Origin of the sequence: Paenibacillus rhizovicinus (assembly GCF_010365285.1) — a bacterium.
Classification (GTDB): Bacteria; Bacillota; Bacilli; order Paenibacillales; family Paenibacillaceae; genus Paenibacillus_Z; species Paenibacillus_Z rhizovicinus.
The window spans coordinates 2,165,764-2,181,102 of the sequence record NZ_CP048286.1 but is presented as its reverse complement, the minus strand read 5'-3'; the positions used below and the strand labels follow the sequence as shown (position 1 = coordinate 2,181,102).

Below are 15,339 nucleotides of genomic sequence, written 5' to 3'. Positions count from 1 at the left end.
CGATGAAACGGCGAACGTCAGGGGAGGCCTCATGAACAGCAGCTGGTTTCGGAAATTGCTCTTATCCTATCTTCCCGTGTTCGTCGTGGTCGTCACGATTCTGTTCCTCGTCTTCTTCCAGTCGCTCAGCGAGCAGAATCGCAAGCAAGCGCTGAAAGCGGACGAGTTCCTTACCGAGCAGGCCGTCCGCATGACGGACAGTTCCTTGAAAGCGCTCGATTATCAAATTTTACGCGATACGCTGTCGTCCGACGATCTGAAGCGTTTCTTCCGCACGGACAGCGAGGACGTGTACGGCAACATCGTAGCCAACCAGCGGATGGACGACTGGAAGCTGAACTACGGCATTATCGACTCCGTTTATCTCATTCGGCTGAAAGATCATTTCGTCCTGGGGGACGGATCGGGCCTGCTGTCGGATTTTCAAGATCAATCGTTTATAGCGCCTTATATCGAGCAGCGCGCTTTAGCCGGCAAATGGTCGGGGAAGCGCGGCTACAAGCCGTATGAATCGTCTGACCCGTCGGACGTCATTACGCTGGTGCAAGGGTACCCGCAATTGACGTCGGTGAAGAGCGGGTATATCGTCGTCAACGTCAGCTTGTCGAAGCTGAAAACAACGATAGCCCCGATGTACAATCCGGATTTGACGTTCATTCGGTTTAGCGACACCCAAGGCGGCATTCTGATGGATGACGGCACCGACAAGCACGAGCAGAGCAGCGTGCTGACCCGTTATGTGTCTCCGTATACCGGCTGGGTGGTCGAGAGCGGTCCGGCCAGCGGCAGCCTATCCCGGATCGTGCTTAATTTCTACAGCATTTGGGTCATCATCGCTCTTGCGGTCGTGCTGCTCGGCGTCGCCTGGGTCGTGCATGTTACGCGCCGCAATTACAAGCCGATCAGCCAGCTCGTCTCGCTCATTCGAACGAGCGCGCTGATCAAGCCCGAAATCGGCCATCTAGGCCAGCCTGGCGGCAATGAATTCGGCTTCATCCAAGGCGCGCTGGAGCATCTGATGGAGGAAACGACGCGAACGAGGCAGAAGGACAAGGAAACGATCATCCTGCAGAAGAAGCACCGGTTCCAAGAAGCGGTCGAGGGAACGGTTTCGGTTCGCGAAACGGAATGGCAGACGGATTTGCTTGCCTTTCACGTGAATCCGGCGGGGCCGCTGGCCTTCATGCTGGAGTTGGAAATCGACCGCTATTCGCAGTTTGCCGACCGTTACCAGCCTCAGGACCAATCGGTGCTGAAGTTCGTCGTCTCGAGCGTCACGCAAGAGATCGCCGGTCTGAGCAGCGCCTCGACATGGGCGGAATGGGTCACGGACCGCAGATTGTCCGCCATCGTGTGGGTGCCGGCCGGCGCGGACGGTCCCTCGCTCAGCCTCGCGATCGGCGGGCAAATCGTAGCGTGGGTGCGCAGCAACTTAAGCTTCACCGTCACGATCGGCGTGCACGGCATGGCGGCGAATCTCGAGGAAATCAGGCGTTCGCACGAAATCGCGCGCAATCTGCTGCAATATAAAGCGGTGCTCGGCATGGGATGTCTGCTCGATGCGGCGAGGCTGGACGGGTCGGAATATCGCGCGCATGATTATTTCGGCACGATCCATGCGCTGGCGCAGGCCATCCGGCTTGCCGAGAGCGGCTGGCGCAGGCATATGGACGAGCTGTTCGAGCAGATTACGGATTCCGTCTCGTCGCGGAAGGAAATCGAAAGCTTCATGCAGTTTCTGCACCAGCAGCTGAACCGGGTCTTCCTGGAATTGTCCAAGGATTATCGCAACGTCTGGAAGGATATAGGCGCGGAATTGCTGGAGCTGCTCGCCGCTTGGGAGTCGCTGGCCGATTTGCAGCAGGGATGCACGCTGATCTTCGAGGCGGCGACCGTCAAGTTGCTCGTCTTGAAGGACTCGCAGCGGACGCGGGCCGTCATCGGCGATATTCGGGCCTATATCGAGGAGAATTATCCGAACCCGGAGCTGTCGCTCGATCATTTAAGCGATAAGTTCGCCATCCATGCCAAGAACATCAGCAAGCTGTTCAAGGAGGAAGCCGGCTGCAATTTCGTCGATTTCCTGATCGGACTGCGGATGGACAAGGCGAAGCAGCTGCTGATCTCGACGAGCAAGTCGCTTCAGGAGATCAGCGCGGAGGTCGGCTATTTCAACTACAATTCCTTTAACCGGGCCTTTAAGAACGTGGCCGGATTCTCGCCGAGCGATTATCGCAAACAGCAAGCGGACCGCTAACCTGAAGAGCCTTGAATTTGCCGACGCACGGCGGATTCAAGGTTTTTTTGCATGCAGGCATGCGGAATCGGATCGTAACGGAATTTAAGCGGATAGCCGCCGAGCTTAAGCGGACCTCAGCAGATCTCATCAGATCCCAGCGGATCTCAGCGTTCACGCGCGTTGCACCGCTTTCGCCGGCGAAAAAAACGCAATGTAGAATAATGGGGAGCACGCATAATTCCACTGCATATCGCGCAAGGATATGCGCTTCGGCGAAAATTGCATCTTTGCGGAATCTTACGAATTGCCGCTGGCCGCGGCAGCGGGCTAGAATCGAGCTATCGAACCGAGCCGGTCTTGGTAGGGAAAGAAGCGGACCGGCGCTTCGGCATCAAGAATCGATTCTGACAGAAGGAGTAATGCGGATGCAACAGACATGGACGAGAGTGAGGCGGAGCTGGGAGCTGTATCTCCTTGTTCTACTTCCGGTGCTATATCTACTTATCTTCCAATATATCCCGATGTTCGGGGTAATCATCGCATTCAAGGATTTCAATATCATTAAAGGGATCTTGGGCAGCCCGTGGGTCGGCTTCAAGCATTTCACCGATCTGTTCCAATCGCCGAACTTCCCGCTGCTGATCAAGAATACGCTGCTGATCAGCCTGTATTCCTTGCTGGCGGGCTTCCCGATTCCGATTCTGCTGGCGCTGGCGCTGAACGAAATCCGGACGGGCTTCTTCAAACGTTCCGTGCAGATGATCACGTACGCGCCCCATTTCATCTCGACCGTCGTCATGGTGTCGATCATCATCCTGATGCTTTCGCCGCATGTCGGCGTCGTGGACCGGTTGTTCTCGTTCCTCGGCTGGTCGGACACGAACTTCATGGGCGAACCGAAGTTGTTCAAATCCATCTACGTCTGGTCCGGTGTCTGGCAGGAGATGGGGTATGCCTCCATTATCTACATCGCCGCATTGTCCGGCGTCGATCCTTCGCTCTACGAAGCGGCGCGCATGGACGGCGCGTCCCGATTGAAGAAGATTCTCTATATTGATTTGCCGTCGCTGCTTCCGATCGCGGTTACGATGCTGATCCTCAGTTTGGGCAGCGTCATGGGAGTCGGGTTTGAAAAAATCTACTTGATGCAAAATTCGCTCAACGTGAGCACGTCAGAGGTTATTTCCACCTACGTCTACAAGGTCGGTCTCCTCGGAGCCAACTTCAGCTTCTCCTCCGCGGTGGGGTTATTCAATTCCATCATCAATTTGGTGCTGCTCGTCAGCGTCAATGCCATTGCTCGCAGAGTTTCAGAAAACAGCTTGTGGTAGAAAGGCGGCCGTCTATGTTGACCAAAACGAAAATCCGGGAACCGTTCGGCGACCGCGTCCTGCTCGTCACGATTTACGTGCTGCTCGGCGCGCTGACGCTGACGGTGCTGTACCCGCTGCTTTATATTCTCAGCTCGTCGCTCAGCTCGCCGAACGCCGTCGTGTCCGGGCAAATATGGCTGTATCCGGTCGAGTTCTCGCTGAAAGCCTACAAGTCGATTTTTCAAAGCTCGCAGCTGATGCGCGGCTACTACAACAGCATCGTATACACGGTGATCGGCACGTTCATCAACGTCGCCTTTACCGTCTTGATGGCATTCCCGCTGTCGCAGCGTGCGATGGCAGGGCGCAAGTACATCATGATTCTGATGATGATCACGATGTTCTTCAGCGGCGGACTTATTCCTACTTACCTGCTGGTCAAAAACCTGCATTTGCTCGATACCCGCTGGGCGTTATGGCTTCCGAGCGCATTCTCCGTCTTCCAGGTCATTATCGCCAGAACCTTCTTCATGTCGTCGATTCCGATGGAACTGCAGGAGGCTTCCCAGATTGACGGCTGCCGGGATACCCGCTATCTATGGAGCATCGTGCTGCCGTTGTCGAAGCCGATTCTCGCCGTAATGACGCTGATGTACGCGGTCGGTCACTGGAACGCTTACTTCGATGCGCTGATATACTTGCGGTCCGAAGCGCTGTTCCCGCTGCAGTACGTCCTTCGCAACATGCTGATCCTGAATGCGGCCGATCCGGAGATGCTGGCGAATACGGCCCAGAAGCTGCGGGACCAAGGCTTCGAGCAAGTGCTCAAATATGCGCTGATCGTCGTGGCCTGCATACCGGTGCTCATCATGTACCCGTTCGTGCAGAAGCATTTTGTCAAAGGCGTCATGATCGGTTCCTTGAAGGGCTAATCCGTTGATCGTTCTTCGTTCGTTAATCTTCGATCGTTCATCTTCGGTTGTCGATCGTCGGTCGTCGGTCGAAGACTACGCTTCGTGAATTATTGCTGGAGGTGAGGCGGCAGTCGATTCCATGCATGGTTAGGAAATAATAGTTGGGGGAACTGCACCGGCAGTCGCAGCGGCGAGGGCAGGAGCAGACAAGAACTTATACGATCCAAGGAGGAATCAGCGTTTTGAAAAAGTCCATTTGGGTATCGCTTATGCTTGTATTGATCAGCAGTGTCGTACTGTCCGCTTGCGGCAGCAGCACGAAGGAAGACAACGCCGGCGCGGCGAACGCGGGAGCCGGGGCGGCGGACGCTTCGTCCAAGCCGGTGAGCATCGGATTCTTCGCTCCGCAGGGCAAGGCGCCGCTCGAAGACAACGACTACACGAAATACATCGAACAGAAATTCAACGTGAACATTAAATGGGATCTGGCGCCGACGGATGCGCTCGTCGACCGCAGACAGCTGCTGCTTGCAAGCGGCGACTACCCGGAAGTGTTCCTGGAAGGCAAATTCACCAACTCGGACCTGATGACGTACGGCAAACAAGGCGTGCTTGTTCCGCTGAACGATCTGATCGATAAATACGCGCCGAACTTGAAGGCGCTGATGGACAAGACGCCGTACCTGAAAGAAGCGATGACGGCGCCGGACGGCAACATTTACGGCATTCCGCGCTACAACGAATGCTACCACTGCACGTTCTCCCAGAAGTATTGGATGAATAAAGAATGGCTCGACAAGGTCGGACTTGGCGTGCCGACGACGACGGACGAGCTGTACAACGTCCTGAAAGCGTTCAAGACGAAGGACCCGAACGGCAACGGCAAAGCGGACGAAATTCCGATGACCGGCGCACCGAACAAATACGTGTGGAACGGCAACATCGATTCGTTCCTGATGAATGCGTTCATTTATAACGATAACGACAAGTACTTGACCGTGACGGACGGCAAAGTCGATTTCGCGGCGAACAAGCCGGAGTGGAAAGAAGGCCTGGCTTACATGCACAAGCTGTACAGCGAAGGCTTGATCGACAAAGCGTCCTTCACGCAGAACGACCAAGCGGTCAGCCAGCTCGGCAACCGCGAAGGCGACGAGATCGTCGGCTCCATCACGACGGCGCTGCTCAGCTATCTGGTCAATACGTACGACGACAAGATCACGCGCAATCAGCATTGGGTGATCGTGCCGCCGCTTAAAGGGCCGGAAGGCGTTCAGCTTGCGGGCATGTCGCAGGGCTTCGGCGAATTCGCGATGGCCATTACGAACAAAGCGAGCGAAGCGCAGCAAATCGCGGCAATCAAAATCGCCGATTATGCATTCACCGAAGAAGGCGCGCTGTTCAGCGAATACGGCGTGAAAGAAGGCATCGGCTGGAAGAAGGCCAATGCGGACGAGAAGAATATCGACGGCAAGCCTGCCAAATACAGCTTCGACAACCTGACGCCGCTCGACCCGAATGTCGTTCGCAACGACAGCTGGTCGCTGCTGGGACCGAAGGATCTCTCGAAAAACTTCCGCGACCTGTTCGCGACGGCCCAAAATCCGCTGACCGCAGCCGGCTACGAGAAGCGCCTTGCGGACGCGACGAGCGCTTACGCGCCTTACGCGCCGAAAGAAACGTACCCGTCCAGCGCATTCGTGCGTCCGGAGGATACGGATACGATGGCGCAATTGGCCACGTCGATCAAAGACTACGTCCAGTCCAACATGTCGCAATTCATCATCGGCGACAAGAACCTCGACAAGGATTGGGATGCTTACGTGAAAGGGTTCGACGGTCTGAACCTGTCGCAGTACATCCAAATCTACCAGTCGGCCATAGAGAAAAAATAATCAGGAAAAATAAGCAGAAAAAATTAAGTAGAAACAATAAGCAGGGCATACAAACGGGAAGTATTCCTTCGGGCATACTTCCCTCTGCTCGTCTTGGAAAAGGAAGGGGGATCGTGGAGCCTTAGAACGACGAGCATGCCGATGCCGTCATCGAAAAAAGGACGTCGGACGGCTTCCGATCTATTATAATGGGAAGCGGAGCCGTTCCAAGCGATAATATTGTCACGATCGGCAGCAATTCGGAAGAAGGAATCGGCGCAGCATGGACTGTGTGGGAAGAGAGGTAACACATGAATCGGATTCATCGATTTATTCGTACGTTGTCGGAGCGCCAATGGGCGGAGACGCAGCCTCTGCGGGACTGGCATATTAGGAAGACCCGCTATGGGTTGCCGGGGGAATACGACACGCTTCCCGGCGGCGAGGGAAGCACGCAAACGGATATTCAGCTCGATGGCGAGTATGGGATTACATACTTCCTGACCAAGCAGATTTCGATCCCGCAGCATTGGGAACCGGGTACGGCCGGCCTGACCGTCAACGGCGGCGGAGAGGGCCTGCTTCGCGTAAACGGAGCGTCCTATCAGGGCGTCGACCGTAATCATAACGTCGTGCCATTATATTTGGAAGGAGCTGGACTCGATCCGCTGCTGGAATTCGAACTGTTCGATCCGATTCCGGAGCCGGTCGATCCGCTGAACAATCAAGCGCCGGTCAACCCGCCCGTGACGAAGCTGGACGTGAAGCTTGTCCGTTTCAATAAACCGGTGCAGCAATTGCTTTACAGCGTGCAGGCCGTCTATGAAACGATACAGCTGCTGCCCGAGCAGGACAGCAACCGCGGTCGTCAGCTCGACGTCTTGTATGAAGCGATGCAGGCTTGCGAACGCTTGACCGAAGAAGAATGGCTGGATGGCGTGCAGGCGACGGATATCGAGCGCCGTCTCGCGGATCGGATCGTATCCCTATTCCCGACTGCTCCAACGCAAGGAAAGATGCACTTGGTCGGCCAATCGCATATCGATATCGCCTGGTTATGGCCCGTGCGCGAGACGGTTCGCAAAGTAAGCCGCACCTTCTCCACGATGACGTCGCTGATGGAGGAATATCCGGACTTCAACTATTCCCAAAGCCAGCCGCTCTTGTACGCCTTCGTGAAGGAACATGATCCCGCGCTGTATGCGAAAATCAAGCAGGCGGTCGCCGATGGCCGTTGGGAGCTCGTCGGCGGCATGTGGGTGGAACCGGATTTGAACATTCCGAGCGGCGAGTCGCTCGTCCGCCAAATCCTCCACGGCCAGCAGTTCTACAGAGACGAATTCGGGAAAGGCTCGGCGATCGAATGGCTGCCCGATACGTTCGGCTATTGCGCCTCGCTGCCGCAGATTCTGAAGCTGGCCGGCGTCGATTACTTCATGACGACCAAGCTGAATTGGAACGATACGAACAAATTCCCGCATGAATTGTTCCGCTGGGTCGGCATCGACGGCACGCCGATCGTCTCCTACCTCAGCTACGCGCTGAACGAGAACACGCGGCCGAAGAACGTGAATACTTCGTGGCAGGCTTACCGGCAGAAGGACAAGCTGAACGAGCTGATGCTGCTGTACGGGCACGGCGACGGCGGCGGCGGCGTGACGCGCGACATGATCGAGTTCGCGCAGCGCAGCGAGCTGATGCCGGGCCTCCCTGCCGGCAGCTTCAGCACGGCTGGCGCCTTCTTCGACGAAGTCGGCAAAGTCGCGCAGACATTGCCGGAATGGCATGGCGATCTGTATCTGGAGCTGCACCGCGGCACCTTGACGACGCATGGGCGGAACAAGCGCAGCAACCGGAAGGCGGAAGTGCTGTATCGCGAAGCGGAAATTTGGGGCTCGCTCGCCCGTGCTTATACGGGCGCGGCCGTGAATGCCGAAGCCATGAACGAAGGCTGGAAGCTGATGCTGCTCAATCAGTTTCATGACATCATTCCGGGTACGGCCATTACGGAGACGTACCAGACGTCGGCTGCGGAATACGAGGACGTATTCACCCTCGGCGGCAGGGAGCTGGATCATGCGCTGCTTGCGCTGGCCGGAGGGATTAATGCGGCTGGCGAGGGCACGCCTTATGTCGTCTTCAACAGTCTCGGCTGGGAGCGGGACGAAACGATCCTCGTTTCGGGAGGAGCGGAGCTGGCGGCGGTCTGCGCTTATGACGAAGCGGGCATCCGGCTGCCAAGCGACTGGCTGGCGGACGATGCGTCCGCGGATAAAGCCGGGCTGACGCAAGGCGGCTTGCTCGTGACGGTTCCGGCGATTCCTGCCTTCGGCTACAAGACGATCTGGCTGAGGAAGCCGGTTGGCGAGGCCGCGCCGAAGAGAGCTGCAGCAGCGGACACGGCTGATCTGGATGCGTGGGAGACGGTGCATTACCGGCTGGAATTCAATGACCGCGGCGAAATCGTCCGCTGGCTGGACAAGGCGGCGCAGCGCGAGCTTCTTCTGCCGGGCGCCAAAGCGAACGAGCTGCAGTTCTTCCATGACAAGCCGACGTACTGGGATGCTTGGGATATCGATCCCAAGTACGAACAGCAGCCGGCAAGCAAGGCCGAATTGATCGGGAAACGGGTCATCTCGTCCGGCGATGCCGCCGATATTATCCGTTTCGAGTGGCGTCTTGGCGAATCGAGCATTACGCAGGATATGATTCTCTATCCGCATCAGAAACGGGTGGATTTCAAAACTCGCGTGGATTGGCGGGAAAGCCATAAATTGTTGAAGGTGGCGTTCCCGATCGACATCGTATCCACCAAAGCGGCGTATGAAATCCCGTTCGGCGCCCTGGAGCGTCCGACCCACCGGAATACGAGCTGGGAGCAAGCGCAGTATGAAGTGTGCGGGCATCGCTGGGCGGATATTTCGGAAGGCAGCTATGGGGTCAGCCTCATGAACGACTGCAAATACGGCTATGACATCAAGGACGGCGTTCTTCGCCTTTCCCTGCTGCGCGCGCCGAAGTGGCCGGATGCGACAGCGGATCAAGGCGAGCATGAATTCACGTATTCGCTGCTTCCGCACGAGCAGGATTGGCGGCATGCCGAGGTCGTTCGCCGGGCGGCGGAATTGAACCAACCGGCTGTCGCTCTTCGGGTGCCGGCTGGAAGCGGGGAAGGCAAGGAGCAGCTGCCGGCGACGAATACCCTCCTGCGATTGGACAGCCGCACGGTCGTGCTGGATACCGTCAAGCCCGCGGAACGCGGCGAAGGCATCGTTCTTCGTTTCTATGAATCGACCGGCAGCCGAGACCGGATCGTATTCCAACTGCCTCCATCCGTGAAGCAGGCGACCGTGGTCAATTTGCTGGAAGACGAACTGGAAGCCTGCAGCGTCGGAGCGGATGGCACAGTAACGCTCGCGTTCAAGCCGTTTGAAATCAAATCGATCCACTTGTCATAATCCCATCATTCCAGAAGAAAAGGCGGTATTCGCGATGAAAATCGGTTTAAGCACATATAGCTTGTTAGGGGCGCTCAAATCCGGAGAAATGACCGTGTTGGATGCCATTACTTGGATTGCGGAGAATGGCGGCGAGCATATGGAAATCGTGCCGTACGGCTTTACGCTCGTCGACAATCCGGAATTGGCCGATGCCGTGCGCGAGAAGGCGAAGGAAGCGGGCATCGAGCTCTCCAACTACTCCATGCCGGCGAATTTCGTGCAGCCGGACGAGGCATCGTTCGAAGCGGAGATGGCTCGCATGAAGGAGCATGTCGATCTCGTTCACAGGCTTGGCATGAAGCATATGCGCCATGACGTGACGGCGTTTACGATCGAGAAGGAGCAAATGACGATCGCCTGGTTCGAGGAGAGCCTGCCGCTCATCGTCAAGGGCAGCCGGATCATTGCCGATTACGCGGCGCAGTACGGCATTACGACGACGATCGAGAATCACGGCTTCAGCGTGCAGGCGAGCGACCGGGTGCAGCGCGTGCTGCAGGCGGTGGACCGTCCGAATTTCAAGACGACGCTCGACGTCGGCAACTTCATGTGCGTGGACGAGAATCCGGTCATCGGCGTGATGAAGAACCTGCCTTACGCTTCCCTGGTTCATTTCAAAGATTTCTATTTCCGTTCGTTCGACGAGAATCCGGGCGGCGGCGACTGGTTCCGCACCAGCAACGGCAACTATCTTCGCGGCGCCATCGTCGGCCACGGCGAGATTCCGCTCCGCCGCATCATCAAGCTGATCAAGGGCTACGGCTACGACGGGAACATTACGGTCGAATTCGAAGGCATGGAAGAGTGCAAGTCGGCGTCGCGGATCGCGATGGACAATCTCCGCGCGCTCTGGCAGGAAGCATAACCAAATCCGTATAACCGGGAAGGCGGGCAAAGGATGCAAACGGACAAGGACGTACAGGCCGCTGAAGGGGCAAAAACGCGCATCGTACCTACGGCTAAGCAGCTGGCTTATCAGGATTGGGAATTTGGCTTGTTTCTGCATTTCGGATTGCGAACATTCTATGAGGGGTATGCCGATTTCGACGAGCGCCCCATGACGCCCGCCGATTTCAATCCGTCCCGGCTCGATTGCGAGCAGTGGATTCGCACGGCCAAGGAAGCAGGGATGGAATATGCGGTTCTGACGGCGAAGCATCACGACGGCTTCTCCAACTGGCCGTCCAAGTACAGCCGCTTCACGGTCGAGCATTCGCCGTGGAAGGACGGCAAAGGCGACGTCGTACGCGAATACGTCGACGCCTGTCGCAAGTACGGCATGAAGGCGGGACTCTATTACTCGCCTTATGACGGTTCGGCCGATTTCTACTCGCAGGACGCCCAGGCGTACGACGATTATTTCGTGAATCAAATTACGGAGCTGCTCGGCGATTACGGCGACATCGACATTCTCTGGTTCGACGGCTGCGGCTCCGAGAACCATACGTACGACTGGAACCGGATCATCGGCACGATTCGCCGGCTGCAGCCGAATATCCTGATCTTCAATATGGGCGATCCGGATTTCCGCTGGATCGGCAACGAGGACGGCATCGCGCCGATTCCTTGCTGGAACGTGGCCGATGCCACCGATTTCTCGATCTTCACCGAGGAGAAGGAACAGCTCGGAGACCGGCTGTGGCTCCCTGCGGAATGCGACGTGCAAATGCGGAAGAACGGCAGCACCTGGTTCTACAGCGACGAAGACGAGCACTTGGTCAAGAGCGTCGACGAGCTGATGGGACTCTATTATCTATCCGTCGGCCGCGGCACCAATCTGCTGCTCAATATCGGCCCGAACCGCGAAGGGCTGCTGCCTGCCAAGGATACGGCGCATCTCACGGCAACCGGGAACGAGATTCGCCGCCGCTTCGGGCAGCCGATCGCGACGCTGGAGGCCTGCAAGCAGGAAGGGCGTACGTGGCGGTATGACGCGAAGGCTTCGCATTTGATCGATCATATCATCCTCCAGGAGGATTTGACGGACGGCGAGCACGTGCATGCATTCACGGTCTCGGTTATATCGGCCAAGTCTCACCGGATCGTTGCCGTCTACGAAGGCAGAAATATCGGCCATAAGGCGATTATCCGCATTCCGGCGGTTCAAGCCGCGGGCGTTATCGTGGAAGTGACCGCGCACAGCGGCGACCGCGAGCCCGTACTTCGCGAGCTGTCGGTTCATTATGCGGGGGATACGGCGAGCGCATCGTAACGGAAAGTTTCATACGAGCTAACAGGCATTATTGAACGGGCCGGTCGGATCATATCATGATCTGGCCGGCTTTTTGCCATGTCGCAAGATTGGTGTGTCGACGATGAAGGCGCGGTGGTATGATGAACGAGTCATCATACACGAATCCTTGTGCGAAGGAGATTGTATCCGAATGAAAGAGATTCAGCAGCATATGCAAGCGTTTCTCGAACGGATGGTGGGCGAGGGACGAGAGCGGGGCGTTCAGCTCGCGGCGTATTACGAAGGCGAGCTGGTCGTTGACGCATGGGCGGGAATCGCGGATAACCGGAGCGGCAGAGCGGTAGACGCATCGACGCTGTTCCCCGTCTTCTCGACGACCAAAGGCATCGCCTCGACGGTGCTCCATCTTGCGGTCGAACGGCTGGGCATCGACTACGATATGCGGATCAGCGAGCTGTGGCCGGAGTTCGGCGCGAACGGCAAAGCGGATGCGACGATCCGTCACGCGCTGTCCCATACGACCGGCATTCCGCATATGCCGGAAGCGGCGGGACCTGCCGAGGTGCTCGATTGGAGCCGGATGCGCGATGAAGTGGCCAAGCTCGTTCCGCAATGGACGCCGGGAACGCGCATGGAATACCATGCCATTACATTCGGCTGGATCATCGGGGAGATCGCCCGGCGTTTGGACGGCAGGTCTTTTGCGCGCATGTTGAAAGAGGATATCTGCGATCCGCTGGGCATCGGGGGTGAACTGTACGTGGGGATTCCTGAGGAAGCCGACGCGCGCGTGGCTTTTCTGGAGGAGCCGGAATTCGACCCGGCGATGTTCCCGGCGACCGGACTGCAGCCTATACCGGCGTGGATCTGTCCGCTCTCGGACTGGATGAACCGCCCCGAAGCGAGACGAGCCTGCGTTCCCGCGAGCAACGGCATCATGACGGCGAAAGGGATTGCCAAACATTACGCGTCCCTGCTGCCGGACGGCGCGGACGGCATTCGCCTGCTGCCGCAGTCCCGCGTGCGGCTGGCGACGGAGCTGCAGGATCTTCTGCATCAGGAGCCGCAATTCAGAGCGCTGGGCTACCAGCTTGGCTCGCCGGGATCCATCATGGGCGGACGCGCAACCGTATTCGGCCATGGCGGATATGGCGGTTCCGTCGGTTTCGCAGATCCGGATCAGCGGCTGGCAGTCGGCTTCGTGAACAACCTCTATTCCGGCGCAAGCGCAGGGTTTGATAGCATTCGGGAGTTGAAGAAGGAACTCGGACTTCGAATGAATTAAGTTAGACAGAGACAGTGACAGTGACAGTGACAGTGACAGTGACAGTGACAGTGACAGTGACAGTGACAGTGACAGTGACAGTGAACAGTGACAGTGACAGTGACAGTGACAGTGACAGTGACAGTGACAGCCAAACGGGCGGCTTTCCAATGCTGGCAACAGCAAAGGAAAGCCGCCCGTTTCGGTTAGCCGGGTCTATGGATGGCTCATATAAGTACGGTCGAAGTGATGAATGATTCGATTATTCTGTCACTGTAGGAGAGGCCGTCACGATCACTTGCAGGCGATCTTGCAGGTTCTCCGTGCATACGCCGCCATGGTAGACGATGGCGGATTCGAGCTCGAGCGCTTGAAATTTCGTGATGGATTGGATCGCCGTTTCTTTGTCCGGCGTGAAAGCCGGATTGAACGAGTGGAGCACGCCGTTATCCGCCGTCAGCGCATCGCCGGAAATCAGCGTTTTGCTCGGAATATGGTACAGGGAAATGTGATCCGGCGTATGGCCCGGCGTGAATACGACTTGAAGGCCGCCAGCGAACGGGAGCACGTCGCCATCCTGCAGGACGACGTCGACTTTCACCGGCGTGGCAAGCGCTTTGCTCTTGACGAGGGGCACTTCTCCTGCCAGGTACGGCACGGCGACTTCATGAGCGAGGACTTGCACCCGATCACCGAATTCCTGCACGATTTCCGGCAAGCCGCCGATATGATCCATATCTTGATGGGTAATGATTATTTTCGTCAGCTTCTCCCAGGGAATCGCTGCCTCTTGGAACGCGGCGCGGAGCACCTCCACTTGTCCGGGGAGGCCGGTGTCCACGAGAATAACGTCCTGGTCGTCCCACAGCAGAGTAGGATGAATCACGAACGTATTGCCTCGCAAATCCATACTTAGTCGAATCGGTTGAATACCTGTTCTCGTTTGAGCCAATACAAACACCGCCTATAGAAAGAATGAATTGCATACGATCTTATTATTCCTCTTCTCCAGTCGGAAAAGCAAGCGCCTTCGGTCGGATACCGCTGCAAGCTGCACAAGACACGCAAGCCGTGCAAGACACGCAAGACACGCAAGACACGCAAGACACGCAAGACACGCAAGACACGCAAGACACGCAAGACACGCCGCAAGAAGAAGACACGCAAGACACGGCATCCGTTTGACATCTCTACGTGGTTAGGCTATACATAAGTTGTATGTACACCGAACACTCATCTCAAGGAGGCTTCAGGATGAATAACCCGATCAACGACGTACCCGCCGATCAGGCCGATGACTCGTTCCTCCGCATGTGCCTGTTCTTCAATGCGAACCGGCTAAGCCGGGCCGTTACGAAAATGGCCGAAGAAGAATTCGCTCAAACCGGCCTGTCGCCGATGTACGGCTATTTGATCCGGATCGTGAACGGCACGCCGGGAATCACTCAGAAGCTGCTCGCGGAGAAGCTCTACATTACGCCTTCGACGCTAACGCGGTTTATCGATAAATTGGAAACGAAGAAGCTCGTGGAACGTAAGGTACAGGGGAAGACGGTGCTAGTGTATCCGACGGAGAAGGGGCTTGTCCTGGAACCGCAAATCCGAGCCGCCTCGAAACAATTCAAGGCGAAATACGAGGAACTGCTGGGCCAAGCGGCCGCGGCGCTGCTGTCCGTGGAGCTGGAGAAGACGAGCTCGCTGTTGGAAGAACAGTAACCGGGGCCGAAATCCGGAGCATGAACGGTGAACGGGTACCAGTAACCGAAGGCAAGAACTGAACCCGTGGACCGGGGCAAGAACCGATGGCCTCAACCGAGGTCAAGTACCGGAAGCCATGAACCGGGGGCATGAAACAAACCTATGAAACAAACCTATGAAACAAACCCATGAACCGAGGGCTTGAACCGAAAACATGAGCCGAGGGCAAGAACCGAACCCATGAACCGAACCTATGAACCGAACCCATGAACCTGCGTGAACAATGCTTAGGACAAGCTGAGAACAAAGCCACCAGGCACCACATCGAAGCCCCGACGCCATG

General features: G+C 56.9%; 11 protein-coding genes. 10 read left to right on the top strand and 1 reads right to left on the bottom strand.

Features of this window, described 5'->3' with window-relative positions:
• Positions 1-31 precede the first annotated feature (31 nt).
• From GZH47_RS09935 to GZH47_RS09900, 8 genes are all read left to right on the top strand, one after another.
• The gene (locus GZH47_RS09935) at positions 32-2,257 is read left to right on the top strand and encodes a helix-turn-helix domain-containing protein (RefSeq protein WP_162639952.1); all 2,226 of its coding nucleotides are present in this window, start codon (positions 32-34) and stop codon (positions 2,255-2,257) included.
• A 407-nt stretch (positions 2,258-2,664) separates the two neighbouring features.
• A complete protein-coding gene (locus GZH47_RS09930) occupies positions 2,665-3,570 on the top strand; it encodes an ABC transporter permease (protein WP_225446426.1) in 906 nt (301 codons plus the stop codon).
• A gap of 14 nt (positions 3,571-3,584) precedes the next feature.
• On the top strand, positions 3,585-4,484 hold the full coding sequence (locus GZH47_RS09925; RefSeq protein ID WP_162639950.1) for a carbohydrate ABC transporter permease: 900 nt from the start codon (positions 3,585-3,587) through the stop codon (positions 4,482-4,484).
• A 224-nt stretch (positions 4,485-4,708) separates the two neighbouring features.
• Entirely contained in the window at positions 4,709-6,361 is a 1,653-nt protein-coding gene (locus tag GZH47_RS09920; protein ID WP_225446425.1) for a type 2 periplasmic-binding domain-containing protein, read from the top strand.
• 290 nt (positions 6,362-6,651) lie between these two features.
• Entirely contained in the window at positions 6,652-9,798 is a 3,147-nt protein-coding gene (locus tag GZH47_RS09915) for an alpha-mannosidase (protein WP_162639949.1), read from the top strand.
• Positions 9,799-9,832: 34 nt separating this feature from the next.
• Positions 9,833-10,705: a sugar phosphate isomerase/epimerase family protein gene (locus GZH47_RS09910; protein ID WP_162639948.1), complete on the top strand. Its 873-nt coding sequence runs from the start codon at positions 9,833-9,835 to the stop codon at positions 10,703-10,705.
• Positions 10,706-10,738: 33 nt separating this feature from the next.
• Positions 10,739-12,052: an alpha-L-fucosidase gene (locus tag GZH47_RS09905; RefSeq protein ID WP_162639947.1), complete on the top strand. Its 1,314-nt coding sequence runs from the start codon at positions 10,739-10,741 to the stop codon at positions 12,050-12,052.
• A 172-nt stretch (positions 12,053-12,224) separates the two neighbouring features.
• The gene (locus tag GZH47_RS09900) at positions 12,225-13,319 is read left to right on the top strand and encodes a serine hydrolase domain-containing protein (RefSeq protein WP_162639946.1); all 1,095 of its coding nucleotides are present in this window, start codon (positions 12,225-12,227) and stop codon (positions 13,317-13,319) included.
• Between the two features lie 241 nt (positions 13,320-13,560).
• Here GZH47_RS09900 and GZH47_RS09895 read toward each other — a convergent pair whose 3' ends face one another.
• Positions 13,561-14,184, bottom strand: coding sequence for an MBL fold metallo-hydrolase (locus GZH47_RS09895; protein WP_318653421.1), 624 nt, complete (start codon positions 14,182-14,184; stop codon positions 13,561-13,563).
• Positions 14,185-14,273: 89 nt separating this feature from the next.
• Here GZH47_RS09895 and GZH47_RS09890 point away from each other — a divergent pair, with 89 nt between their 5' ends.
• Both GZH47_RS09890 and GZH47_RS09885 read left to right on the top strand, forming a co-directional pair.
• Positions 14,274-14,483 (top strand): hypothetical protein, encoded by a 210-nt coding sequence (locus GZH47_RS09890; protein WP_162639944.1) that lies wholly within the window; start codon positions 14,274-14,276, stop codon positions 14,481-14,483.
• A gap of 69 nt (positions 14,484-14,552) precedes the next feature.
• Positions 14,553-15,014, top strand: coding sequence for a MarR family winged helix-turn-helix transcriptional regulator (locus GZH47_RS09885; protein WP_162639943.1), 462 nt, complete (start codon positions 14,553-14,555; stop codon positions 15,012-15,014).
• Positions 15,015-15,339 lie beyond the last annotated feature (325 nt).

What these genes read in the sequence shown, in the direction of transcription:
- GZH47_RS09935 (WP_162639952.1), top strand. Translation starts at nt 32, where the DNA reads ATGAACAGCAGCTGGTTTCGGAAATTGCTCTTATCCTATCTTCCCGTG.
- GZH47_RS09930 (WP_225446426.1), top strand. Translation starts at nt 2,665, where the DNA reads ATGCAACAGACATGGACGAGAGTGAGGCGGAGCTGGGAGCTGTATCTC.
- GZH47_RS09925 (WP_162639950.1), top strand. Translation starts at nt 3,585, where the DNA reads ATGTTGACCAAAACGAAAATCCGGGAACCGTTCGGCGACCGCGTCCTG.
- GZH47_RS09915 (WP_162639949.1), top strand. Translation starts at nt 6,652, where the DNA reads ATGAATCGGATTCATCGATTTATTCGTACGTTGTCGGAGCGCCAATGG.
- GZH47_RS09910 (WP_162639948.1), top strand. Translation starts at nt 9,833, where the DNA reads ATGAAAATCGGTTTAAGCACATATAGCTTGTTAGGGGCGCTCAAATCC.
- GZH47_RS09905 (WP_162639947.1), top strand. Translation starts at nt 10,739, where the DNA reads ATGCAAACGGACAAGGACGTACAGGCCGCTGAAGGGGCAAAAACGCGC.
- GZH47_RS09900 (WP_162639946.1), top strand. Translation starts at nt 12,225, where the DNA reads ATGAAAGAGATTCAGCAGCATATGCAAGCGTTTCTCGAACGGATGGTG.
- GZH47_RS09890 (WP_162639944.1), top strand. Translation starts at nt 14,274, where the DNA reads ATGAATTGCATACGATCTTATTATTCCTCTTCTCCAGTCGGAAAAGCA.
- GZH47_RS09885 (WP_162639943.1), top strand. Translation starts at nt 14,553, where the DNA reads ATGAATAACCCGATCAACGACGTACCCGCCGATCAGGCCGATGACTCG.